The following is a 25,091-nucleotide window of genomic DNA, read 5'->3' as shown; positions in this document are numbered from 1 at the left end:
GCGATGATAAAGTTAAACTTCATCTCGCTAGGGCTGCGCATATTACGCTTTCCTATTTTTTTGTCAACACTTAAATTTAAACTTTCTAAAAGATTCAAACTAAGTTTTACTTAACACCCTGAGTTGTTCGTGCCTCGCTATGCGTTGGCGTTTCCCGTCTCAGTGGGGTCGCATTATAGGGAGATCCGAAAACAGATCAACCCTTTTTTGAAGAAAACTTGAAATAATGTGCTGTTCGCACATATTTGCATCGAAATGGTTACTTTAAACACTAAAAAGGCCCTGATGGGCCTTTTAAATTAGTTTACTATGAGCTTCCACCCAAGTTTACCTTGCTGTTTAGACTCTTGTTGTAGCTCGCTGGCCATTAATGGATGATCTTTTAACCAGTTACTTTCAAACTTAAGGTCTAACACTTCATTTTTAGCAGTTAACTCAAACATAGGCAGTACATCATCTTGTCTGCGCATTGATAAGATGACTGCTATCCGTAGTAATCTCACTATATATTGCGCCAATAGACTATTTACGCCGAGTGAATTAAAACAGCCTTTTGGAAAATCAGAACGATGCGCATCCGCTACCGCTACTATTAATTTATGCTCTGACTGTGAAAAACCAGGCATATCGGTATTTTCCAAAATATAAGCGGTGTGTTTATGGTACTGCTTATATTCTATTAGTAATCCAATCTCATGAAGCTGCGCTACCGCTTTTAATAGTGGTAACCCATTTAAACGTTCAATTGGCCAATCTTTATCAATACTTACCGCTAACTGCATAGCTAAGCTTGAAACCCGACACGCTTGTTTTTGATCAACGTGATAACGACTCATAAACCCATCAACTGTGCGTTTACGAATGTCGTTATTATGAAACTCCGGAACCATGCTATATAAAACGCCTTCACGCAGTGCTCCACCCGCCAATCCCATTTTTTCTATTTCAAGAGATTCAAATAGTGCGATTAAGATTGCGAGCCCTGATACAAATACCAGTCGACGGTCTTCACTTAATCCAGGAAGGTCTAGCGCTGCAATAGTGCTAAATGCAATTGCTTGCTCTTTTATAGTGTTGAGCTTTTCAAGCGTAAGTAAATCGTCAAGGTTTTGAGCGACCATAATTTCTTGAATTGCTTGCACTGTGCCAGAAGCACCAGATGCAATTTGCCATCCCGCTGTTTTATATTCTGGAGAAATTTCATCAATGACTGTACGAGCTGCTTTTATGGCTGCGTTAAAGTTACTCTTACTTAATTGGCAGTCTTTGAAATAGCGTTCAAGATAGGTAACACACCCCATATTGAGGCTTTTGTAATGTAAGGCATCAAATGCTTTACCAATTACAACTTCGGTACTTGCACCACCAATGTCAATAACAAGCTGTTTGCCAGTACAAGATGAAGTATGAGCAACACCTTTATAAATTGTACGCGCTTCTAATTCTCCGCTAATAACATTAATGTTATGGCCAAGAATTTTTTCTGCATGATTTTTGAATACTTCGGCGTTAGTTGCTAACCGTAAGGTGGCTGTTGCTACTATGGTGATGTTTTTATCTGGGATATCTTGTAGACGCTCAGCAAAAAGGGCAAGGCATTCCCAGCCTCGCTGCATTGCTTCAGTGCTCAATACGTTATCTTTATCAAGCCCTGCGGCTAATCGGACTTTGCGTTTAACACGTCCAATTGTTTGTAGACCGCCAGCAATTGATTTGGCTATAAGCATATGAAAGCTATTTGAGCCCAAATCAATAACTGCGTACACATTTTTTTGCGGTTTAAGTTGCCCCACCGTTCAAAAACCTCTAGTTACTACTACTTATACAAACGGTCGTTTACGACCGTCCTTTTTGGTAACTATTATTTGGGCGACGTCCGCTGTTATTACTACGGTTACGTGGACCTGTTGAATAGTTGCGCTTTCTTTGAATAATAGGCTGAGTTAAATCATCTAGCAATGCTGTTTTATCATAATGTGATAAAGGAATGCTGTGCTCTATATATTCTTCAATTTCATGCAGGTTATATGCATATTGCTCACATGCAAAACTAATTGCGTGGCCTGATGCACCAGCGCGACCAGTACGACCAATACGGTGAACATAATCTTCACAATCGTCAGGTAAATCAAAGTTAAATACATGACTTACTTCTGGAATATGAAGACCACGCGCTGCAACATCAGTCGCAACTAAAAAGTCTAAGTCGCCTTTGCTAAACTGCGCTAATATAGTTTGGCGTTTTTTCTGGTTAACATCACCAGTAAGCATGCCTACACGATGACCGTCAGACTTAAGCCAAGCATATACTGTTTCACAACTGTGCTTGGTATTTGCAAACACGATTGCTTTCTCTGGCCATTCTTCTTCAATTAAGGTTAACAACAGCTTAATTTTATCTTCTTGCGAAGGATGAAATAGCTCTTCTTGAATACGTTTACCCGTTTTAACGTCAGGTTCAATTTGAACATGTTCTGGGTTTGTCATGTGCTCAAAAGCTAATTCTTGTACGCGATACGATAATGTGGCAGAAAATAATAAGTTTAAACGCTTTGATGTATCTGGCATACGATCGAACATATAGCGAATATCTTTGATAAAACCTAAATCGAACATACGATCAGCTTCGTCAAGCACGACTACCTCAATTTCATTAAGGGTGTAACAGCCTTGCTTATACAGATCAATTAGACGACCTGTAGTACCAATTAAAATATCAACGCCTTTTTCTAGTTGTGCACGTTGTTTTTCGTAATCTTCGCCACCATATACTAAACCTAAGTTAAGATTACAGTGCGGCGCTAAAATTTTAGCATCTTTGTGTATCTGAATCGCAAGCTCCCGAGTAGGGGCCATGATCAGGGCTCTTGGATGTTTACTAGGTGCTTTGCTAGATTGTAATAACCGATGGCACGTGGCAGTTAAAAACGCCAACGTTTTGCCTGTACCTGTTTGAGCTTGGCCCGCGATATCGCGTCCATCACAAATAAAAGGTAGGCATTTTGCTTGAATAGGTGTGCAATATTCAAACCCATTCTCGGTTAAACCGGCAACCACTTCCGGTGCGATAGCAAAGTCTGAAAACTTTTTATCGGTTAAATGTGTCTTAGTCATAGCGTTTAAGCATAACGTTTAAACTTGCAATAAGAAACAAGAGTGTTTAAATACGCACTAAATATTTCGCCTAACTAAATCGGAGAGCGCAATGAGCGAGAAAATAATCCAAATTACTGACGATAGCTTTGAAGCTGACGTATTACAATCTGACAAACCAGTACTAGTAGATTTCTGGGCTGAATGGTGTGGACCTTGTAAAATGATCGCCCCTATTCTTCACGAAGTTGCTGATGAATACGACAGCCGTGTGACTGTTGCTAAATTAAACATTGACCAAAATGCTGGCACACCGCCAAAATTTGGTATTCGTGGTATCCCTACTTTACTTCTTTTTAAAGATGGTCAAGTAGCTGCAACGAAAGTAGGTGCTCTTTCAAAAACTCAACTTATTGAGTTTTTAGAAAACAACATCTAACTGTAAGCTAGAACAATAAAAAGGGCTTTTTGCCCTTTTTTAAATTTATTTTGTATAAAGACTGGACGCTTTGCCAGTGAACTGCTAGTTTATAAAGCCAACTAATCCTTAGTTATATTCAACAAACCTCACTCAACGATCAAAGCGATTTTGAGTATGACAACTGTAATAAAGAACCCACCAATATGCATTTACGCGAATTAAAAGACAAGTCCATTAAAGAGCTTGTAGACTTAGCTGAGTCCATGGGGCTCGAAAACGTAGCCCGCTTAAGAAAGCAAGATATCATTTTTGCCATTCTTAAATCCCATGCTAAAGGCGGAGAGAATATCTTCGGCGGCGGTGTATTAGAGATTTTACAAGATGGTTTCGGCTTCTTAAGATCATCAGAAGCCTCTTACTTAGCTGGCCCAGATGACATTTATGTTTCACCTAGCCAAATTCGCCGTTTCAGCATGCGTACTGGCGATTCAATTTCAGGTCTTATTCGTCCACCTAAAGACGGTGAACGTTACTTTGCTTTACTTAAAGTAAATGAAGTTAACTTTGATAAACCTGAAAACTCTCGAACTAAAATTCTTTTTGAAAACCTTACTCCATTACATGCAAACGAACGTTTTCGCATGGAACGTGGTAACGGCAGTAAAGAAGATATTACAGCCCGTGTACTTGATTTAGCATCTCCTATTGGCCGCGGCCAACGTGGTTTGTTAGTAGCTCCGCCAAAAGCGGGTAAAACAATGCTACTTCAAAATATTGCACAATCAATTACGCACAATCATCCTGATGTAACATTAATGGTTTTACTTATTGATGAACGTCCGGAAGAAGTAACAGAGATGCAACGCCTAGTTAAAGGTGAAGTTATTGCATCAACGTTTGATGAACCAGCTTCTCGTCACGTACAAGTTGCCGAAATGGTTATCGAAAAAGCAAAACGCCTAGTTGAACATAAAAAAGATGTTGTTATCTTATTGGATTCAATCACTCGTTTAGCACGTGCTTATAACACCGTTATTCCTTCATCAGGTAAAGTACTTACTGGTGGTGTTGACGCTAACGCATTACATAAACCTAAGCGCTTCTTTGGTGCTGCACGTAACGTTGAGGAAGGTGGTAGCTTAACAATCATAGCTACAGCTCTTATCGATACTGGCTCTAAAATGGATGAAGTTATCTACGAAGAGTTTAAAGGTACTGGTAACATGGAACTTCACCTTAACCGTAAAATTGCGGAAAGACGTGTATTCCCAGCTATCGACTTTAACCGCTCAGGTACTCGTCGTGAAGAATTACTAACAAAACCAGATGAACTTCAAAAGCTTTGGATTTTACGTAAAATTGTTCATGACATGTCAGAAATTGATGCAATGGAATTCTTAATCGATAAACTATCGATGAGCAAAACCAATGATGAATTTTTTGATTCGATGAGACGCCAATAAAAGCGTTTTAATTGAATAAAAAAAGCGCCTTAGGCGCTTTTTTTGTGTCTGGATTAAATACAGTTTAACTTTCATTATACTTTTTAAGTACACCCTGCAGCGTATCAACGAGCGCTTTAAAATCATTTGCACTGCTTTTTTGGCTTCTGCGTAGAAGTGCTCTGTCTAAATTTTTAGCCGATTGCGCAATTTCATCCAAACCAAACATTTGTGCAGCCCCTAAAATGCGATGGCTATCTTTTTGTAGCGCATCTAAATCTTCGCTTATAAAATGCTGCGTAATCGTTTCACTCTCCAAAGCAAAGCTCTGCTTGAAACTAATCACAAGATCGCTCATATCAACTTCATTTTGCTTTGTAATTGGCTGATCTTCTGCATTATGTAGGTGACTAGAAAGCGCTTTATAAAATGACTCTTTGTCTATCGGTTTACCTAAGTAACCAGTAAACCCTAACTCTAAATAACCATCCACTTCATGACTCATAGCATTTGCTGTTAAAGCAAAAATAGGTCGCTCAAAACCACATTGTTTTAATAGCTGAAAAGCAGAACGCCCATCCATTACTGGCATTTGAATATCGAGCAATACCAAATCTGGATATTCTTTTAAGCACTGCTCTACCGCTTGCTCACCATTTTCAACAGCAATAACCTCGAGTCCCATTGAGCGTAAATAACGACTTATTAACCTACGATTATCAGGATGATCCTCCGCAAGTACAACACGCCCTGCTAATTGCTTATTTGCCTTAGGAGCACTTTGAGTTTCAATCATGCTTTGAGATTTATTTACTTCTGCGCACGGTAAAAAGAACGAAAACTGACTGCCCTTTTTGTATTCGCTTTGTACGCTGATATAACCACCCATCATCGCAGCTAATTGTTGCGATAAGCTAAGGCCTAACCCTGTACCACCAAAGCGACGGCTAATGCTGTTATCAGCTTGGCTAAAGCATTCAAAAATAAGCTTTAACTGTTTAGAGCTCATACCAATACCGGTATCTTTTACAATAATAACTAGTCCTTGCTCACTCTTATTTAATGCAATAATGATCTGCCCTGAATGAGTAAACTTAATAGCATTTGCACATAAGTTTATAAGAATCTGCTTTACGCGTATTAAATCCAGCTTAGTGTAAAACTCATTACCCACTTGATTGTCTAAAATAAGATGTAGATTTTTTGCTTTTGCTTGGGTGATAAACATTGCGTGCACATCATTTACGAGCTCTACAATATCAAAGCACGAAATATTTAACTCTAATCTATTGGCTTCAATTTTACTTAAATCGAGTACATCATTTATTAAGCTTTTTAAATGGTCACTGTGACGCTGAATTACTCTTAATTCATCTTTAAGTGACTCAGGCTCATATAATTCATTAATCAAAGCATCTGTTTGCCCTAAAATAGCCGTTAGTGGAGTGCGAATTTCGTGACTAATATTAGCCAAAAACTGGCTTTTAACATCGTTGGCTTCTCTCAGCTCTTGTGCAATTGCCTGCAATTCTGCGGTACGTTGCGTAACTTGTTCTGTTAACTGCTGCTTAGCGCGTTTTTCTGCACCACGGCGATAAAGCGCAATACCAGTTACGACAACTAAAAGTAATAGTAAAAAAGAGAATAAAGTAAGCTGAGAACGCTGCGACATTTTTAGCTCTTGCACACGGCGATCTTGTTTAAGTTTTTCTATCTCTTGGTTTAATTGCGTTGCTTTAAATTGATGCTGAAGTACCGCGAGTGCATTTATAATTGCCGTACTTCTGAGCTTTCGCAACTCACTAATATATTTTTGTTGCAAAGCCATTGCGCTTGAATAATCGCCTTTACTGGCTTCAAGAAGTGCTTTGGCCCCTAAGCTCTCTCTAATTATTCGTTCACTGCCGTATTCATGGGCAAGTAAAATAGCTCTATCTAAATTTATTTGCGCCTCTTCTAAGTTACCCTTAACAAACTGAATTTTAGCCAGTGCATGAAGCGCATTAAGCTCTAAATTATGGTTATCTATTTTAAGGGCGTAGTACTCACCTAATTTAGCTTGCTCGTACGCTTCATCCACTTTTTTTAATACTAAATTAGTATTTGCTAAATTTGTATATTGTGTAGATAACTTATTGTAATCATTAGCTGAAATATAATAGCGCAGCGCTAGCTGATAATAGTGCAGTGCTAAGTCAAATTGATTACTCTCCATATGGGCAACACCCATATTGTTATATACCTGCGCAATACCGCTTTTATCATCTAATCGTTGATAAACCTTAAGTACATCTTGATAAAGACCAAACGCACTATCGTAGCGTGATAAGCGTATATAAACGCCTGCTATATTAAGTAGTATATCGGTTTTATCTTGCTCACTACCGTACGCCTCGTAGATAGCTTTTGCTTTTAAATAAAACTCTAGGGTATCGCCTAGCTTATTCATATTAAAATAGGCCAAACCAATATTATTTAATAAGTTTGCCTGCTCTAGTAATTGCTTATTCTTTTCTGCTAATGCTAGGGTACGGGTATATTCAATAATCGCTTTTTGAAATAAGCCTTGATAAAAAAGTACAACACCTTGCATTTTAATTGCACGAAAGTGCTCATCAGGGAAGAAAGTATCCGAAGTATGTTGTTCAAGTAATTTAAAGTAATGTAATGAGTCTTTAAAATTATCAACCGATAACGCAGTATTACCCAATGCCGAATAAACAGCGACACGCTCTTTTTTGGAGGCATTTTTATTAGCAAGTAGCATGTTTGCTAATTGTAATTTAGGCTCCCACTGCACTTCGTTTTTGAATTGCTCAAATAACGAATCATTATTTTGGGCATAGCTAGGAGCTATTAGTACACAGCATATAGTAAATAAGAGGCATTTTAACTTGCCCAGCATAATTTTAATCCTTCAAACCGTTACTTATATCAGTGTAATCTTTATTGAAGATACACCAACTACTAGGGCCTAAACAATGCTTAACCCACTGATTGATGAGATTTTTGAGCTAATACTAACAAAGCAGGTTTGGCAAGTTCATACTTTAGCAGCAGAACTGACAAACCGCAGCGCTATGACCACTCTCGATAAAAGTCCTGAACGTGATTTATTTAAACGTAACTTTTTAATTATGAATGCACTGTACCAACTGCAGGCACAATTACGCCCTCAGAGTTTACTCATTTCAGCTCTGCATATCGAGCTTTTAGAAAAAGGAGATAATAGTTTAGTAACAACAAGCGAAAATTTGCGAGATTATTATTTAGATTGGCATAATTACGATACCAGTGAAGAGCAGATTGATGAGCTTTTAAATAGCTTTTGGCGTCAGTTTAAAACGACATCACCACAACAGGCTTTAAATGAAAATGAATTTAAAGCGTTGGCTTTAGAATGGAAGTTGCCTGAAAATTTCACTCTTAAAAATGTTCAAAAGCGCTGGAGACAACTTGCATTACAAGTGCACCCAGATAAACCAAATGGCTGTGAAGTTGAGTTTAAAAAAATAAAAATACAATACGAGCAGCTAAAGGTAGCTGCTCGTTAATCTATTAATTTAGAAGTTTAAATTAACGAGTAAGGCGGCGTGCGCGTATTTTACGCCCTTTAATATTGCCTTCGGTTAATTTACGAAGCGCAGGTTTTAATGAGTTACGCTCAACAGCAACAAACGCTACGTTATCAAGTACGTTAATTTTACCCACCTGACGACCTGCAACCCCATCTTTACCCGTTAAAGCACCTAAAATATCACCTGCACGTACTTTTTGTTTTTTACCTGAATCAATCATCAAAGTAACCATTTCAGGGCGGTATGGCGGCTTGTCTAATAAATTAAATGGTGGCATTTGCTCTGGAGTAATATCGCGTTCGTAATGTTCGCCTATTTGAGCAATTTTAAACGCTTCTGCTTCACCGTAAATAGAACATGCAATGCCCTTTTTACCAGCGCGACCTGTACGACCAACACGATGCACATGTGTTTGCGTGTCATGTGCTAAATGGTAGTTAATCACCATATCCATGTCGTCAATATCTAAACCACGTGCAGCAACATCGGTTGCAACAAGTATTGAAGCACTTTTATTTGAAAAGTGAATTAACGTACGTTCACGATCGCGCTGTTCTAAATCACCGTGTAGCGAAACAGCACTAAAGCCTTCATCAGCTAAATCGTCACACACTTGTTGTGTTTCTACTTTAGTATTACAAAACACAACACAGCTTTGTGGTGTAAATTTAAGTAATAATAATTTTAGCGTTGGATAGCGCTGCTTATTATTATCCATTTTGTAGAAGTACTGCTTAATTGTGCTTTTGGCTTGCTCTTCTTCTACTTTAACCATTTCTGGATTTTTAAGTACACGCTTAGCAATTGCTTCAATAGCTCTTGGGAATGTTGCACTAAATAACAATGTTTGACGATTTTGTGGAATGCGCTCAATAATTGCATCAAGTGTATCTTGAAAACCCATATCAAGCATTTGATCGGCTTCATCAAGTACCAATGTTTCAACATCATCTAAACGTAAAGTACCTTTACGAATATGGTCATCAACACGCCCAGGTGTGCCAACAATAATATGCGCGCCATGTTCAAGCGAGCCTATTTGTGGGCCAATTGATACACCGCCACATAACGTTAATATTTTAATGTTATGGATACCGCGCGCTAATTTACGCATTTCAACCGCAACCTGCTCGGCAAGCTCACGAGTAGGACACAAGACTAAAGATTGAATACGAAAGCGTTTTACGTTTAATTTAGCTAACACACCCAAGCTAAACGCAGCAGTTTTACCTGAACCGGTTTTTGCCTGAGCAATGATGTCTTTACCAGCAAGTACAGGCGGTAAACTTTGCGCTTGTACAGGTGTCATATGCGCATAACCAAGTGTTGATAAATTATCAACGAGTCCAGCTGGTAAAGCCAAAGATGAAAAAGCAGTTGAAGTCACAGTAAGTTCCATAGCAATAAAAATAACGTGGGGGAAAGCCCCACTAAATATGCTGCTAATAATAGCAGAATTCGTAATTAGCAACCATTAACAAACACATAATAAAGTACGTTAACAAAAGGTGTTGAAAATGATAGTAGTTTGCATTAAGATCGCGATTGTTTTTTACATATCACTGCTGGAAGCAAACAATGAAACTGAATTCTCTTTACATAGCACTATTAGCAAGCATTACAACAAACACATACGCAAACACTACTGACCTTGAGCGTATAGAAGTAAAAGGTAGCTACTTTAACGATTACAAAGTAGATAACGCTAATGGCGCAATGAGAACATCAGCTTCATTACTTGAAACCGCACAATCTGTAACCGTAATAACCGACACTATTATTAGTGAGCAACTTGCCACTACCCTTGGCGAAGTACTTACAAATGACGCAAGCTTAACTGCAGGCTCACAACAACGAAATCGTGAGGTATTTAACTTGCGCGGCTTTGAGCTAAGCTCATCAACAGGTTATTTACGTGATGGGCATCAGCATTGGTCGCACTACCAACAACCAATCGAAATTTTACAACAAGTTGAAGTAATTAAAGGCCCATCGAGCATTTTATATGGTCAATCAGGTCCGGGTGGCTTGGTGAACATGGTTACTAAAAAGCCTACAGCACAAACATTATTTAATGCCAGTGCCGATGTAGATCAGCATGGTTCAACTCGCTTTATGGTAGATGCTGCAGGCGCCTTGACTGAATCTGAAGATTTACGTGCTCGCGGGATTTTAGTTAAACAAGATGTTGATTACTGGCGTGAATACCAAAACGGTGAAAACCGCGAGCGTGACCGTTTTTTAGGTGCTTTAGTTGTAGATTACGATATTAGCGACAACGCATTAGTACGTGTGCATTACGACCGCACAGACGACGAAGCAGGTTTAGATACTGGTGCATGGATAGACGACAATGCCAATGTAATTGGTGATGATAAAACAATCCGTGATATGTCTTGGGCGTTTACCGATATAACCGTAGAAAACCTAGGCGTAGACCTAGAAGTATTTTTAACCGATAACTGGCAAGTAAAGCTTGGCTATAACGAACAAACATTTGAACGCCAACGCTTTGAGTCAGCACCGCGTATGCCAGGTGGCTTTGCTGAAGGCGATAGTTATGAATCTCGCCCTTATGATCGCTTTGACGATTGGCAATTTAAAACTGCATTTATTGATTTTATTGGTGAATTTAAAACAGGTAGCTTACAGCACCAATTTTTAATTGGCGCAAACTCGCTTGATTATTACTACGGACAGCGCCGTACCTCTGCCGACTATTTTGATTTTTCTGCAGGACAAGCAGAACCATCTCGTCCATCAGTAAGCTATAAAACAGATGATACAGTAAGCGAAACTGAATACGACTACTACGGAATTTACGTTCAAGACTTAATTTCGTTCTCGCCTGAGTGGCAACTATCATTGGGTGGTCGTTACGACAAACAAAATAGCACAGGAAATGATAACGAGTCATTTGTACCAAAAGTAGGTGTGCTTTATCACCCAAATGCTTCTGCAACTATATACGCTAGTTACTCAGAAGGTTTTGAGCCTCAAGGTAGTGAAACACTGATTGATGAAACAGATGTAAATAACGGCATGAAATTAGATGCTGTTACATCTAAGCAAAGAGAGATTGGTATTAAATGGCAGTTATTTGATGACCGCCTAATGCTTACCAGTGCTATTTTTGATATTAGCAAAGAAGGTACTCTTGTTAGCGAACAACTTGAGACGCCTATTGGCTCATTCACAAGTGAAACAAACCAAGTGGGTGAACAACGCCACAAAGGTGTTGAAGTAAGCGCACAAGGTGCCGCTACTGACCGCTTATTTGTTATGGCATCAACTATGTATCTAGATGCTAACTTTGAACGCGATGAAGTATTGGAAGGTAAACGCCCTACCGATGCACCAAAATGGTCGGCATCACTTTGGACGCGTTATGAATTAAACGACGCCATTGCACTTAATGCTGGTGCTTTTTACGAAGGTGAGCGCTTTGCCGATAGCGCCAATACAATTACTAAAGATGCATATACACGTGTTGATGTAGGTGCAACTTATAAGTTTAACTTAAGTAATACCGATATTAACTTACGCCTTAACATCGAAAACTTATTTGATAAAAGCTATTTAGGTGGTGGCGGCACGAGTAATGTAACTGTTGGCGAGGGTACAAATCTTCGTTTAGCAGCGCAATTTAGCTTTTAAATAAATGCCTTAAATAACAGCTTTAAAATATAGCCCGCGTACATTTACGCGGGCTTTTTTATATCTAAATATTTACACCTAACAGCATTAAACCTATTACAAAGCCTATTCATCTCATCTATTTTTTATCATGTTTGTTACATGCTCTAATAGCGCTAATTATTAAAAAGGCCTACCAAAATGAAAAAATTAATTACCGCACTGCTGCTTACTAGCAGTATGGCTGCAAACGCTAACAGCGCCGAATTTACCCAAAAGCAATTACAACAAGTAGACGAAGTGCGCACCTCTGCACTAAATAGTGATTTAAGCTATAAATTGCTAGAGTCATTAACAACTGAAGTTGGTCCTCGCTTACCCGGCACTGAAAACGATAAAAAAGCAGTGGCATGGGCTCAAGCCAAATTTAATGAACTGGGCTTTGATAAAGTATGGCTAGAAAAAGCCACGTTTCCTGAATGGCGTCGTTATAGCGAAAGCGGAAAAATACTAACACCAAGCGAGCAACCGTTGCACTTAACCGCGTTAGGTAACAGTATTAGCACACCAAAAGATGGGATCACAGCATCGGTAGTCTTGTTCGAAACGCTCGATGAGCTAATTGCGGCACCTGATAACAGCTTAAAAGGCAAAATTGCGTATATTAATTACCGTATGAACCGTGACATCGACGGGAATGGTTACGGACCTGCTGTAAAAGCACGCGGTACAGGCGCTATAGAAGCATCTAAAAAAGGCGCTGTTGCCTACATGATGCGCTCGGTTAGTACCGGTCATCATCGCTTTGCACACACTGGCGGTAGTTACTACAAAGAAGGTGTTACAAAAATACCTAACGTAACAATTGCTAACCCAGATGCAGATCAAATAGCACGCTTAGTTGCTTTAAATAAAGAAGTGTCGGTAAATATTAATGTGCAAACCGAAAGCCTTGGTGAAGGCACTGGTTATAACGTTATTGGCCAATTTAATGGTACCGAAAACCCTGAGCAATATGTATTAATTGGGGGGCATTTAGATTCTTGGGACTTAGGGACTGGCGCATTAGATGACGGCGCAGGCGTTGCACTAACAATGGCAGCCGCTAAACATATTAGCGATGTAAAACGCCCTAAGCGCAGTATTCGTGTGGTACTTTTTGCAGCTGAAGAGCTAGGTCTTTGGGGGGCAAAAGCTTATTTTGCAGAGCATAAAAACGAGCTAAGCAATATTGTTGCAGCCGCTGAGTCTGATTTTGGCGCCGATGTTGTATATGCTTTTGAATCGAACGTAAGCGCAGAGTCACTTCCTGTAGTTCGCGCTATAGCAAAAGAACTTGCGCCGTTAAATATTGAGCACATTGGTAAAAACCAAGCGAATGGTGGCCCCGATCTAATTCCACTTAAAGCAGCAACGTCAGCGCCTATTTTTGAACTTGCTCAAGATGGAACAGATTACTTTGATTACCACCATACAGCTGACGATACGCTTGATAAAGTAACACCTGCTAAGCTTCGTCAAAATACCGCTGCATACGCTGTATTTGCTCTAATGGCTGCCGATGCAAAAACCACTATCAAGCCTAAAGCTCAAAATAAGTAATAACAGACATACTTACTTACAGTTTGTAGCTTTAACTAACACGCTTCTTGTTTTACCTTTAGGTAATTAAACAAGGAGCGTGCTTTATGTTACTTTTCAACACGAGTGAATCATTTCCACATTTTGCACAAATAACACGCTGCCCTCACTGCCAAAGCGACGCCTACCATTTAGTAAATAAAAGCCGCTATTTACGATTTAGCATTTTACCTATGCTTGCCTTAAAATTAAGCTATAAACGCGAGTGCTATCAATGCGGAAAAAGCGAACCTGTTAAAATAACGCAACTACCGTTAATAGAAAAACTAAGCCTACCTAAATACTTTATTGGCGTATTTTTATTGCTTTGGATTGTTTCGTTTTTTTATCAACAACACCTTGATACCGAGACTCAAAAGCAAAGTTATTTGAATACACCTAAAATATATGACACCTACTTAGTACACGCCGACAAATTTACACACGAACCCTGGACCCTAACCAATTTAAGAATTGCTCAAGTTTTAAGTTTTGATAAGCAGTTTATTACCTTTCAGATAAGCAACTACAGCTATAAACGTAATAATAGTATTACCTTGGCAATGCGTACCAGCCAACTAATTCAAGACAATTACTTCTCCACTAAAACAATCACTCTCCCTCGTGATGAAGTAAAGCGTTTGTATAAAGACGAAGCTATTTATGACGTGCTGCGACCTTATGCCAACAGCCTTTATGGCGGGTTTGTGATGTTTCCTCCCAAACCTAAGCCACTATATAAAGGTTTAAAACTCGATAAAAACAATCAACAAGGCATTATTTATTTTAAAGATAAGTTGTTTTTTGAAGCATTTAATAGCTTTAAGCTAGCTGCTGAAGCGGGTTCTCAATGGGGGCAATTAAATTTAGCGCAAATGTATCGTGATGGTCAGGGAATAGCTCAAAATTATCAACAGGCTATTTATTGGTATAAAAAGGCCATTGAGCAAAAAAATACTAAAGCACAATTTGAATTAGAATCGCTTTGTAAAATAGCTAACTGTGAATGAGTGAATTTAAATATAGCTGGCGCAACAAGTACGCCAGCTATAAACTATTTTTTAAATAACTTTGTATAACCTACATGTATAAGCACAACAACTAAGCCGGCAATAACACCTAGCAAACCATCAAACAAGAGAGGCGCTAATACTTCTCCTGTGCCGCCAGCAACAGACTGAGCATAGCTTGTTACATCGACTTGAGTATGATGCAGTAACTCAACACCATGCACTAAAATCCCGCCGCCTACTAAAAACATTGCAATGGTGCCCGCAAATGCTAAAAACTGCATCAACCTAGGCGCTGCTGCGAGTAAGCCTTTACCAAGTAACTCTTTAAATTTATTAGCTGACACTTTAGATTGGTTGAGTAAATAAAGTCCTGCATCATCCAGCTTTACAATACCGGCCACCAAGCCATAAACGCCAATCGTCATTATAATTGCGATAACACAAAGCACTAAAGCTTGGTTAAGTAATGTAGCGCCTGCCACAGTGCCTAAAGTAATAACAATAATTTCGGCAGAAAGAATAAAGTCGGTTCTTATTGCCCCTTTTATTTTTTGTTTTTCATACTCAACTAAATCTAATTTTTCATCTTCATCTACCACTTCATTGTGATGAGGCAAAAACTTAGCAAATACTTTTTCAGCTCCCTCAAAACACAAAAACAAACCACCCATCATTAAAAGCGGTGTTATTAACCAAGGCAGCCATACGCTTATTAATAAAGCAGCGGGTACGAGTATCGCTTTATTTAAAAATGAGCCCTTTGCCACAGCCCAAACAACCGGTAATTCACGCTCTGCTGCAACACCTGTAACCTGCTGTGCATTGAGCGCTAAGTCATCGCCTAATACTCCCGCTGTTTTTTTTGTTGCTACCTTACTCATTGTCGCAATGTCATCAAGTAAAGTGGTTATATCGTCTAATAACGTTAAAAGGTTAGTGCCTGCCATAAAGCTTCCGAGCTCAAAAAATATTGCTATAAACATAACGTAAAGCGCTACTTTCACCAACGGTTAATTTTGCTTTGTTATTCTTACATTAGATTAAAATTTTGCCCTGTGTTTTAACTAACTTTTAAAGAAGATGGGAGGAAAAATGAAAGTATATTTAGCATTAATCGCTATTTTACTAAGCTTAACCGCATGTAGTGATTTACAAACCAGTACTGCTTACCAATGCGATGATGAGAGCGTAAAACTCAATATTATTAATAATTCTGAAGCCGAACTTATCTTTAACAATAAAGTGCATGTACTTAATCACGAAAAAAGTGCATCAGGGAATAAATATATAAGTGAAGAGGTACTGTTTTGGGGTAAGGGAAATGAGGCCATGCTAATCATTGCTGGTAAAAAAAGACAGTGCATCAAGGTTTAACACAAAAATAACCAATAAATTACAGAAATGCTACAATAATTAAAGACCCATTATTGTGATGAAGTTATGCGTTCAATTGCGATCAAACATAAAATAATTTTAGCTTTTACAGCCATTGGTTTATTGGTGCTAACAAGTAGTGTGTTTTTTTATTGGTCATTAAACAAAATTAGCGTTAACAATACCCGAACCGAAAAATTAGCAGTTCCGGTACAACAGTTCAGTAAAGATTTAAGGCTATCATTACTGTCTATTACCAAATTTAATGCCTTAGCTTACAGCCAAGCAAACCTTGATTTACTTCAACAAAATAAAAAACAGGCGCAAGCTGAGCAACAACAATTTAGCGATATGCTCAATTCGTTAAGCACTCAACTAAATCAACAAATAACAATGCAAAATTTACTCGCCAGTACCAACGAAGGCTTTGAGCAACTGACTAAAGTAAGTGTCGCAATGTTTAGTGCTAAAGAGAGTAAGTTTGTAGCGCAAAATTCCACCATAGAATTATCAGCAACGTTTAACGAGCAACTTTACAATTTAAGTTCTAACTTACTTGATATAGAACTTTTAGAAGTGCCTGCAAAACAGCTGGCGCTACTTAATGCTATGTTTGGAACAGCGACCCGTATAGATGATTTATTGTTTAACTTAAGCAATAATATAAAAAGCATTACTCAAACTACAAGTATCAATGATTTAAATAGTCATCAGCAAGATACTCTATTTCTACTAGATAACATCCAACCTAATTTCACCTATTTAGAGCAACAAGCGCTACCCTTTAATAATGCGTTTAATGCTAAAAATTTAACGACTAAATTTAATCAATTAAGAAAGTTACTTAACAACGATACAGGAATTTATGCCCAACAAAATAAAGTACTCAAAAGTACTATTGCTGCGGCTCAAAATTTTGAACACTTTCAACAGCAATTTATAACAACAGAAGGTCAGCTTATTGAACTTAATAAATTGGCTGATGAGCGCTTTAATGCCTTACAAACTAATGCAAAGGCCGCCATAAATACAGGGATTAGTTCTGTAGTAATTATTACGATTGTTTTAATTATATTGATTATCGCTATCTCTATTTTTACAACTCGCGCAATGCTAAAACCGCTTAAAAAAGTAAACCGCGATTTAGCCCGAATCGCCTCAGGTGATTTATCAAAGCGAAGCCATCCGCGCAGTAAAGATGAATTTGGTACTTTGCTCAATAACATAAATAAACTCAGTGAAGACCTTACCCAGTTAATTGGCGCAATTAGTAGTGACGCCCATGAACTAGACCGCAGCGCTATTAAAACCAGTGAAAAAGGTCAGCAAATGACGGTTGTTGCACAACAGCAGTTGGAGCGAAGCGCGCAGGCAACATCGCTTGCACAAAATATGCTAACCAACTCACAAGCGGTTTATGAACAAGCAGATAAAACATCAAGTGAAATAACCAATGCATCGCAATTCGCCAATGACGTAAACAAGATTGCTAATAAAAATAGTCTAAGTATAGAAGCTTTATTACAGCGCCTTGATAAAGCAGTAGGCAGCACTGAGGAACTAGCCCAACACACTCAGCTTATTGAAGCCATTGTTGAAACAATTAGCAGCATTGCCGAGCAGACCAACTTATTGGCACTCAATGCTGCAATTGAAGCAGCGCGAGCGGGTGAAAACGGACGCGGGTTTGCTGTAGTTGCTGATGAGGTTCGATCATTAGCTGCACGTACACAGACCTCGACTAGCGAAATAAACACCATGATCCAAACATTGCAACAGCACACTCAAACAACTCAAGAGCACATTACCGATGGCCAACACCAAGCCAAGCAATGTGTTAAAAACAGCACTGAACTAAATAAAGCCGTAGAGCGTATTAAAAGCACATTGTTGTCTGTTAATCAGATGAGTGAGCAGATTGCTCATGCATCACATGAGCAATTGACTAACAGTAACGACATTCAACAAATAATGGCCAAGGTGACAGAGCAAGCAACCTTGAATGCCAAAAACGCGACAACCCTAGCAAGCGAAAGTGAAGACGTAAATCAACTTGCACACTCCTTAACAAGTGCCGTAGAGCGCTTTAAGTTTTAAGTGCAAGTAATGACTTGGCTTGCATGAAATGGGTATAATACTTCAACTCTTTTGCTTAATAGCGGCCCACAATGAAATATAAAGATCTACGTGATTTTATCGATTTGCTTGAAAAAAAAGGCGAACTTAAACGTATCACCCAAGAAATCGACCCGTATCTTGAAATGACCGAAATATCTGATCGCACATTGCGTGCAAAAGGTCCTGCGTTATTATTCGAAAATCCAAAAGGCTACGATATGCCGGTGCTTACCAACTTATTTGGTACACCAAAACGCGTAGCAATGGGCATGGGCCAAACAGACGTTAGCGAGCTTCGCGAAGTGGGTAAGCTACTCGCTTTTTTAAAAGAACCTGATCCACCAAAGGGAATTAAAGAAGCACTAGGCGCTATACCTATTTTTAAGCAAGTGCTTAATATGCCAGCAAAAGAAGTTAAAAAAGCGCCTTGCCAACAAGTAGTTTTAGAAGGTGATGATGTAGACTTAACTAAATTACCTATTCAGCATTGCTGGCCAGGTGATGCAGCGCCATTAATTACTTGGGGCCTTACAGTCACTAAAGGGCCTTATAAAAAGCGCCAAAATTTAGGTATTTATCGCCAGCAATTATTAGGCAAAAATAAAATAATTATGCGTTGGTTGTCGCATCGTGGTGGCGCGCTTGATTTTCAAGAATGGTGTAAAGAAAACCCAGGGCAGCCTTACCCTGTCTCGGTAGCACTAGGTGCCGATCCAGCTACTATATTAGGTGCAGTAACGCCTGTACCCGACACATTAAGCGAATATGCATTTGCTGGTTTATTACGTGGTAGCAGAACCGAAGTTGTAAAATCTATTTCCAATGACTTGCAAGTCCCTGCCAGTGCAGAAATAGTACTTGAAGGTTACATTATGCCAGGTGAAATGGCGCCAGAAGGCCCTTATGGTGACCATACCGGTTACTATAATGAAGTAGATGACTTTCCAGTAATGACGGTAACTCACTTAACGCATCGTAAAGATCCTATTTATCACAGCACATTTACTGGCCGTCCGCCTGATGAGCCTGCAATTTTAGGTGTAGCGCTTAATGAAGTGTTTGTGCCGATATTACAAAAGCAATTTCCTGAAATCGTCGACTTTTATCTGCCGCCTGAAGGGTGCTCGTACCGTATGGCGATTGTAACAATGAAAAAACAATATCCTGGCCATGCTAAGCGCGTGATGATGGGAGTTTGGTCGTTCTTACGTCAGTTTATGTATACCAAGTTTGTAATTGTGTGCGATGACGATATTAATGCCCGTGATTGGGAAGATGTTATTTGGGCTATAACAACCCGAATGGATCCTGCTCGCGATACAACATTAATAGAAAACACACCTATTGATTATCTCGATTTTGCATCGCCAGTCTCTGGCCTTGGTTCAAAAATGGGAATGGATGCCACCAATAAATGGCCTGGTGAAACCACCCGCGAATGGGGCGAGCCTATTGTTATGGATAAAGACACCAAAGACCGCGTAGATGATATTTGGGAAAGCCTTAATATTCTTTAAGTGTTTATATGTAAGTACATAACAGGCTATAAAATAACCCTGCAGATATGCTAGAATCGAGTCATTCGATTGCGTATCTGCTGTTTAAAGCGCTGCTAAAAGGTAAAAAATGCAAACATTAAAAGCTGAAGTTGTAGCTATCAGCCCACTTACAGAATTTGTTCACAAAGTAATTTTAAAGCCACAACAACCTGTGACCTTTGAAGCGGGCCAATACATGCAACTCGTATTGGGCGAAAAAGACAAACGTGCTTTTTCTATAGCTAGTCGCCCTTCACAGTGCGATGCAATAGAACTGCATATTGGCGCGTCAGGTGCCGATTCGTATGCAATGCAATCGCTGGAACATTTACGAAACGCCCATACCACTGGGCAGTTAGTAGACATTGAAGCTGGCTTGGGTGTTTCACAGTTGCGCCTGCAATGTGAGCGCCCTATTATTTTACTTGCCGGTGGCACTGGTTTTTCATACGCAAAATCAATGGCTGATCACTTAGCTGAAATTAAGTGCGACCGTCCTGTATTATTTTACTGGGGTGTAAAAGAAGAGTCAGCTTTATACGCACATACAGAAATGCAAACATGGGCCGATAGCCACAAAAACTTTGAGTTTATCCCTGTGGTAGAAAATCCATCTGCTAATTGGCAAGGTCACACTGGCTATGTACATAAAGCGGTAATGCAAGATATTGTATCACTTGAACCATACGATATTTATATGGCCGGTCGTTTTGACATGATAGGTATTGTCCGTGATGACTTTATTACTCATGGTGCAATTCGTGAAAACATGTACGCAGATGCATTCGCATTTATCAAATAATTGAAATTAACTTTCAGTTATGAATAAAGGCACCTAATCGGTGCTTTTATTTTATATAACAACAAATACTTAATAGTTAAAACCTATCAATCTCATCAACATAAACAATTTCCTAAATCCCTATCTATAAACCATACTTTGTATAGAACATCAGCGGGAGAGACCCAAATGCTAAATACAAAAGTAAAAGATTTTATGCAACGCAAGTTGCCAAATATCACACCAGATACAGAAATGACGACAGCCATAGCAGAACTACAAAAATTTAAACTACTTGGCGCACCAGTATTTGATAAAGATAAATGCCTAGTCGGATTTATATCTGAGCAAGAACTATTAAAACCACTTACGCAAAGCAGTTATTTTTGTGATGGGATGGTTAAAGTATCGCAACTTATGCAAACAAAGGTAGTGACCGTTAGCGGCGATACCAATATTATTGAGCTTGCAGAGCAAATGCAGCCCGGTAAACCAAAAAACTACCCTGTTGTAGAGGGTGTTAAAGTAATCGGCATGATCAGCCGAGCAGATGTACTTAAAGCACTTTACGATAATTACATGAGCTGCCAAACACACTAAATTGCAGATAACAAAATGCCGCTTATAAAGCGGCATTTTTAATGTGTATTAAATAGAGTTAACGTGCGCTAACTATTGCTGAAAGCTCTTTTTTATCGCCATCGCTTAAAAATGCTATTTCTAATGCATTTTTTTGGGCTTTTTCCATATCAGCTTGAGATAAGCCCGCTTTAGGTGCTGCAACGGTATATTCGTACTCAATTTCAATGCCTTCAACCGCAGGGTCATCAGTATTAATACACGCTAAAATACCGTGATCTAAAAACTGTTTAAGTGGGTGCTTAGCTAAATCGTTTACTGTACTGGTTTGAATATTACTTGTTAAGCACGACTCAATACCAATACGGTTATCGCGTAAGTAATCCATTAGTTTTGGATCTTCAATAGCTTTAACGCCATGCCCTATTCGGCTTGCACCTAGCTCATTAATTGCTTGCCAAATACTTGGAGCACCGAGTGCCTCTCCAGCATGAATAGTCGAAGCTAAATAAGCATTTCGTACTTGTTTAAAGTGCTCTACAAACAACTCACCAGGAAAGCCAATTTCGTCACCGGCTAAATCAACAGCGACTAAATCATTTTTAAATGCGAGTAAAGCATCAAGCTCTTTTTGACATGTTTTTACGCCATAAGTACGCGATAAAATACCAATCAAGTTAGCTTTTATATTTGCACCCTTTGTTGCTGATTTAATACCATCAACAACCGCCTCTACAACCCCTTCTGGGTGTAAACCTTGGCTTTGTGCCATGTAGTAAGGGCTAAATCGAAGCTCTACATAATCAAGGCCTTGTGCTTGTGCATCTTCAATGTTTTCAATCGCTATGCGTCTACACGCATCGTAGTCGCCAAGTACAGTGACACCCCAATCTAACTTTTGTAAAAAAGCCATAAGGTTTGGCTCAGGGTCAATAACTTGAACATGAGGAATTAATGCCTCAACGTTATCTGCAGGTAACTCTATATTAAACTGACGACCAAGTTCTAATATGGTTTGCGCACGTACATTACCATCTAAATGACGGTGAATATCTAGCAAAGGTAATTTTCTATTGATCATAATAGCAACCCAGTTTAGTTAAATTTGCGCGCATGATACGCAGATATAGTTATTTTTCAAGTCTATATGGTTTGCGTTAAGTTTAAGCGGTCATATGTCTGCTTTTTGTGCAAAAAATAACGTTACTTATTTATTTGATAAATAGTGCCAAAGAGTTTTAAAAAGCGTATTTGCATCAATAGGTTTGGTAATATAACTATTCATTCCAGAGGCTAATGCCTTTTTAACGTCATCGTCATGGGCGTTCGCCGATAGCCCTATTATGGGTAAATCAATTAACCCTAAATCACAACGAATTACTTTTGTTGCTTGGAGTCCATCCATTTTTGGCATCTGAATATCCATAAGAACAATGTCGTAGCTATTTTCGGTTAGCTTTTCTATGGCTTCAAAACCATCATTAGCAATGTCGGCAATACACCCTTTTGTTTTTAAAATGGCACTGGCAACATGCTGGTTAAGTGGGTTATCTTCGACTAAAAGTAACTTATAGTTTGCGAATGATAAGGTACTTACATCTATTTCGTCGTATTGCTGTTGAATTTGCTCTGCCTTTGGTAAAGGCGATATAAGCGGCAAACTAAATGTAAATGTAGAACCTTTGCCTTCATAACTAACTAAATCAATTGCACCACCCATTAACTCAACCAGCTTTCTGCAAATACTTAACCCTAAGCCTGTACCACCATATTGACGTGAGGTTGAGCTATCGGCTTGCGCAAACGGTTTAAACAATTGTTTTTGTGCTTCGCTACTAATACCAATACCCGTATCGTTAATACTAAAGTAAGTCATTTTTTTCGACTGCCAAATTTTCAGAGTGATCTCACCTTGCCCTGTAAATTTAACCGCATTATTGAGCAGATTCAGCAGCACTTGTTTTAAGCGGATTGGATCGGTATTAATGACCAAATTTGATGTTTTATCAAAATCGAGACTTAACTTTATTGATTTAATGTCAGCTTCAAACTGAAGTAAATTAAGCATTTCATCCGCTAAACTCGCTACGTTAATAGGCTCTTGCATTAAGTCTAGCTTGCCTGCTTCCATTTTTGAAAAGTCGAGCACATCGTTTAATACCCGCAGTAAAACACCCAGTGCTCCATCTGCTTGTTCAATGTAACTCCTTGCTTGTTGCCAATCATTCTGTTGCAGCGCTAAATAATGCAGCCCTTTTATACCGTTAATAGGGGTGCGGACTTCGTGACTCATGTTTGCTAAAAACTGTCCTTTAATATGACTCGCTTCATCTGCTTTTTGTTTTTCCTTGCGTAATGTATGCGTTTGCTTAGCCACTTGTTCGCGAATTTGTATGTTTGTACCTGTAACTGAAATCAAAAATGTAATCAGTAACCACACAAACAACATACCTACTATTTGTGCAAGCCAATACATTAACCAAGACGTTCTAACTATTGGTTCATATAACTCGACCTGCCACATGCGTTTGCCAATCAACAATTGATATTCTTTAAACAGCGTTTGCGAGTTATCGGTATCGGCAATATAAATTGCCTGCTTTTTCCCTGGTATCGTTGTATCAAAAAAACTGACTGAAATTGAGTTGTTGTGATCAAATAATAGTGTTTGCGATAAGCGTTTCAGACTGACAATCGCAGCCACAAAACCTTGAAAATCATCTTCGGTAGACGACTCTCCAAAAACAGGATATAAAAAGAGTACACCGTCTTCAGCTGTATTTTGGACTAAATTAATTGGCTCACTTAGTGCAAGTTCATTAAGCTCTTTCGCTTTGCTAAGCGCTGCACCTCTTACTTTACTAGAAGCTAAATCAAACCCTAAAACACCTTCATTATCTTTTAAGGGATATACATATTTTACAGGAAAGTAATTACTACGAGTACCTGCAGGTTGCCAACCTCCATCAAGTGACTTTTCTTTTATATATAAAGGTTTGCCTGTGGCTGTATTTTCATGTGTTTCAAAATCTGCGAGTTTATTTGCTGGTACATAAGGTATCCATTCAAATGCTAAAATTTCTTGGCTATAGTCCAACTGCTTTGAAGTAAATTGTTTAAACTCTTTAAAGTTCACGTCATTACTACTAGCAAAAAATGTAGCTAACAATCCTAAGTGAGCAGTAATACCATCGAGCTTCTGGCTTATAGCATTTTGCACAGTAAGTATTTTGGCTTCTTGCTTTTGAATGTCTTTTTCTTTTTTAACACTGGCAGCGCCATAAAAACTAACGCTGATTAGTATATAAATTAATAGTGAAGGTAAAATTACCAACATACGGTGGCGTACTTGCGTGTAATTAAAGGCTGCGAGCATGAGTGGAGTAAATATAAGTACACCGATACTGTCGCCAATCCACCATGCTATAAAGCTATCAAAAATAGCATTGGTCGGAATCACATTATTCAATGCTAATAAACTAGTTCCCACACCTGCAGCAATAACACAGCATATTGGTCCTGCTACTATTAAGCTCTGCACACTGTGTTTTAAAGAAGATAAATCTAGTGGAGCCTTTATAACATTTACTATAATTTGACGACCAATCCAAGCCTGTAAAACAGAGGCTAAAGTGACGCAAATAGCTTGTAAAAGCACATTAAAATGAAGAATATCTACGGTGTTATCAAGATGAATTAAGTTAGTACAGAAAGCACCAAGAATAAGGCCAATAAATGACTTACGTCCCCAAATTAAAAAGCTCGCTAAAGCAATTCCTGAGGGCGGCCAAGAGGCGACCGCATAGCCATCTACAGAAAGAAGTGAGTTGCTAAAATACCCAGTAAAAAAGTAAGCACAAGCCAAGCTAAGGGTTAATATTAAAAACTTTCTCAATGC

The 25,091-nt window shown here is 38.8% G+C and carries 18 protein-coding genes; 11 read left to right on the top strand and 7 right to left on the bottom strand.

Annotation, left to right across the window (positions count from 1 at the left end; all coding sequences use genetic code 11):
- Positions 1 to 299: 299 nt before the first annotated feature.
- Together gppA and rhlB are read right to left on the bottom strand one after the other, a co-directional pair.
- Positions 300 to 1,793: a guanosine-5'-triphosphate,3'-diphosphate diphosphatase gene (gppA, locus tag P20429_RS16755; RefSeq protein WP_007580584.1), complete on the bottom strand. Its 1,494-nt coding sequence runs from the start codon at positions 1,791 to 1,793 to the stop codon at positions 300 to 302.
- 43 nt (positions 1,794 to 1,836) lie between these two features.
- Positions 1,837 to 3,114 carry an ATP-dependent RNA helicase RhlB gene (rhlB, locus tag P20429_RS16760; protein ID WP_002960940.1) on the bottom strand — a complete coding sequence of 426 codons (1,278 nt, stop codon included), beginning with the start codon at positions 3,112 to 3,114 and terminating at the stop codon, positions 1,837 to 1,839.
- A 91-nt stretch (positions 3,115 to 3,205) separates the two neighbouring features.
- Between rhlB and trxA the strand changes: the two genes are divergently transcribed.
- Together trxA and rho are read left to right on the top strand one after the other, a co-directional pair.
- A complete protein-coding gene (gene trxA / locus P20429_RS16765) occupies positions 3,206 to 3,532 on the top strand; it encodes a thioredoxin TrxA (RefSeq protein WP_002960942.1) in 327 nt (108 codons plus the stop codon).
- A 185-nt stretch (positions 3,533 to 3,717) separates the two neighbouring features.
- Positions 3,718 to 4,977 (top strand): transcription termination factor Rho, encoded by a 1,260-nt coding sequence (gene rho / locus P20429_RS16770; protein WP_002960945.1) that lies wholly within the window; start codon positions 3,718 to 3,720, stop codon positions 4,975 to 4,977.
- A gap of 64 nt (positions 4,978 to 5,041) precedes the next feature.
- Here rho and P20429_RS16775 read toward each other — a convergent pair whose 3' ends face one another.
- A complete protein-coding gene (locus P20429_RS16775; RefSeq protein ID WP_007580583.1) occupies positions 5,042 to 7,861 on the bottom strand; it encodes an ATP-binding protein in 2,820 nt (939 codons plus the stop codon).
- A 76-nt stretch (positions 7,862 to 7,937) separates the two neighbouring features.
- Here P20429_RS16775 and P20429_RS16780 point away from each other — a divergent pair, with 76 nt between their 5' ends.
- Positions 7,938 to 8,510, top strand: coding sequence for a DNA-J related domain-containing protein (locus P20429_RS16780; protein WP_007580582.1), 573 nt, complete (start codon positions 7,938 to 7,940; stop codon positions 8,508 to 8,510).
- A 22-nt stretch (positions 8,511 to 8,532) separates the two neighbouring features.
- On the opposite strand, the gene dbpA is transcribed toward P20429_RS16780, so the two are convergent.
- Positions 8,533 to 9,921, bottom strand: a complete 1,389-nt coding sequence (gene dbpA, locus P20429_RS16785) for an ATP-dependent RNA helicase DbpA (protein WP_007580581.1) — start codon at positions 9,919 to 9,921, stop codon at positions 8,533 to 8,535.
- Between the two features lie 191 nt (positions 9,922 to 10,112).
- On the opposite strand from dbpA, the gene P20429_RS16790 reads away from it, so the two are divergent.
- The 3 genes from P20429_RS16790 (at position 10,113) to P20429_RS16800 (ending at position 14,800) form a co-directional block, all read left to right on the top strand.
- A complete protein-coding gene (locus P20429_RS16790) occupies positions 10,113 to 12,191 on the top strand; it encodes a TonB-dependent siderophore receptor (protein ID WP_007580580.1) in 2,079 nt (692 codons plus the stop codon).
- Between the two features lie 180 nt (positions 12,192 to 12,371).
- A complete protein-coding gene (locus tag P20429_RS16795) occupies positions 12,372 to 13,772 on the top strand; it encodes a M20/M25/M40 family metallo-hydrolase (protein WP_007580579.1) in 1,401 nt (466 codons plus the stop codon).
- An 86-nt stretch (positions 13,773 to 13,858) separates the two neighbouring features.
- The gene (locus tag P20429_RS16800; protein WP_007580578.1) at positions 13,859 to 14,800 is read left to right on the top strand and encodes a tetratricopeptide repeat protein; all 942 of its coding nucleotides are present in this window, start codon (positions 13,859 to 13,861) and stop codon (positions 14,798 to 14,800) included.
- Positions 14,801 to 14,844: 44 nt separating this feature from the next.
- Here the strand turns inward: P20429_RS16800 and P20429_RS16805 are convergent, their stop codons facing one another.
- A complete protein-coding gene (locus tag P20429_RS16805) occupies positions 14,845 to 15,750 on the bottom strand; it encodes a DUF808 domain-containing protein (protein ID WP_033026274.1) in 906 nt (301 codons plus the stop codon).
- A 145-nt stretch (positions 15,751 to 15,895) separates the two neighbouring features.
- Between P20429_RS16805 and P20429_RS16810 the strand changes: the two genes are divergently transcribed.
- From P20429_RS16810 to P20429_RS16830, 5 genes are all read left to right on the top strand, one after another.
- Complete coding sequence (locus P20429_RS16810) at positions 15,896 to 16,177, top strand: MliC family protein (protein ID WP_007580576.1); 282 nt, start codon at positions 15,896 to 15,898, stop codon at positions 16,175 to 16,177.
- 66 nt (positions 16,178 to 16,243) lie between these two features.
- On the top strand, positions 16,244 to 18,274 hold the full coding sequence (locus P20429_RS16815; RefSeq protein WP_007580575.1) for a methyl-accepting chemotaxis protein: 2,031 nt from the start codon (positions 16,244 to 16,246) through the stop codon (positions 18,272 to 18,274).
- A 71-nt stretch (positions 18,275 to 18,345) separates the two neighbouring features.
- The gene (gene ubiD, locus P20429_RS16820; protein ID WP_007580574.1) at positions 18,346 to 19,812 is read left to right on the top strand and encodes a 4-hydroxy-3-polyprenylbenzoate decarboxylase; all 1,467 of its coding nucleotides are present in this window, start codon (positions 18,346 to 18,348) and stop codon (positions 19,810 to 19,812) included.
- A gap of 109 nt (positions 19,813 to 19,921) precedes the next feature.
- Positions 19,922 to 20,635: an NAD(P)H-flavin reductase gene (gene fre, locus P20429_RS16825; protein WP_007580573.1), complete on the top strand. Its 714-nt coding sequence runs from the start codon at positions 19,922 to 19,924 to the stop codon at positions 20,633 to 20,635.
- A gap of 168 nt (positions 20,636 to 20,803) precedes the next feature.
- Complete coding sequence (locus tag P20429_RS16830; RefSeq protein ID WP_007580571.1) at positions 20,804 to 21,214, top strand: CBS domain-containing protein; 411 nt, start codon at positions 20,804 to 20,806, stop codon at positions 21,212 to 21,214.
- 58 nt (positions 21,215 to 21,272) lie between these two features.
- On the opposite strand, the gene add is transcribed toward P20429_RS16830, so the two are convergent.
- Both add and P20429_RS16840 read right to left on the bottom strand, forming a co-directional pair.
- On the bottom strand, positions 21,273 to 22,274 hold the full coding sequence (gene add, locus P20429_RS16835) for an adenosine deaminase (protein WP_007580566.1): 1,002 nt from the start codon (positions 22,272 to 22,274) through the stop codon (positions 21,273 to 21,275).
- A gap of 126 nt (positions 22,275 to 22,400) precedes the next feature.
- The gene (locus tag P20429_RS16840) at positions 22,401 to 25,088 is read right to left on the bottom strand and encodes a CHASE domain-containing protein (protein WP_007580565.1); all 2,688 of its coding nucleotides are present in this window, start codon (positions 25,086 to 25,088) and stop codon (positions 22,401 to 22,403) included.
- Between the last annotated feature and the right edge of the window lie 3 nt (positions 25,089 to 25,091).

The organism is Pseudoalteromonas sp. BSi20429 (assembly GCF_000238895.1).
Taxonomy (GTDB): Bacteria; Pseudomonadota; Gammaproteobacteria; order Enterobacterales; family Alteromonadaceae; genus Pseudoalteromonas; species Pseudoalteromonas arctica.
The sequence above is the reverse complement of the archived record's forward strand: the minus strand, read 5'-3'. Positions and strand labels throughout refer to the sequence as shown.

Coding starts and splice junctions, on each gene's coding strand:
- add (WP_007580566.1), bottom strand. CDS start 22,274: ATGATCAATAGAAAATTACCTTTGCTAGATATTCACCGTCATTTAGAT.
- fre (WP_007580573.1), top strand. CDS start 19,922: ATGCAAACATTAAAAGCTGAAGTTGTAGCTATCAGCCCACTTACAGAA.
- P20429_RS16810 (WP_007580576.1), top strand. CDS start 15,896: ATGAAAGTATATTTAGCATTAATCGCTATTTTACTAAGCTTAACCGCA.
- P20429_RS16815 (WP_007580575.1), top strand. CDS start 16,244: ATGCGTTCAATTGCGATCAAACATAAAATAATTTTAGCTTTTACAGCC.
- rhlB (WP_002960940.1), bottom strand. CDS start 3,114: ATGACTAAGACACATTTAACCGATAAAAAGTTTTCAGACTTTGCTATC.
- P20429_RS16805 (WP_033026274.1), bottom strand. CDS start 15,750: ATGGCAGGCACTAACCTTTTAACGTTATTAGACGATATAACCACTTTA.
- P20429_RS16780 (WP_007580582.1), top strand. CDS start 7,938: ATGCTTAACCCACTGATTGATGAGATTTTTGAGCTAATACTAACAAAG.
- ubiD (WP_007580574.1), top strand. CDS start 18,346: ATGAAATATAAAGATCTACGTGATTTTATCGATTTGCTTGAAAAAAAA.
- trxA (WP_002960942.1), top strand. CDS start 3,206: ATGAGCGAGAAAATAATCCAAATTACTGACGATAGCTTTGAAGCTGAC.
- P20429_RS16775 (WP_007580583.1), bottom strand. CDS start 7,861: ATGCTGGGCAAGTTAAAATGCCTCTTATTTACTATATGCTGTGTACTA.
- P20429_RS16800 (WP_007580578.1), top strand. CDS start 13,859: ATGTTACTTTTCAACACGAGTGAATCATTTCCACATTTTGCACAAATA.
- P20429_RS16795 (WP_007580579.1), top strand. CDS start 12,372: ATGAAAAAATTAATTACCGCACTGCTGCTTACTAGCAGTATGGCTGCA.
- rho (WP_002960945.1), top strand. CDS start 3,718: ATGCATTTACGCGAATTAAAAGACAAGTCCATTAAAGAGCTTGTAGAC.
- P20429_RS16830 (WP_007580571.1), top strand. CDS start 20,804: ATGCTAAATACAAAAGTAAAAGATTTTATGCAACGCAAGTTGCCAAAT.
- P20429_RS16790 (WP_007580580.1), top strand. CDS start 10,113: ATGAAACTGAATTCTCTTTACATAGCACTATTAGCAAGCATTACAACA.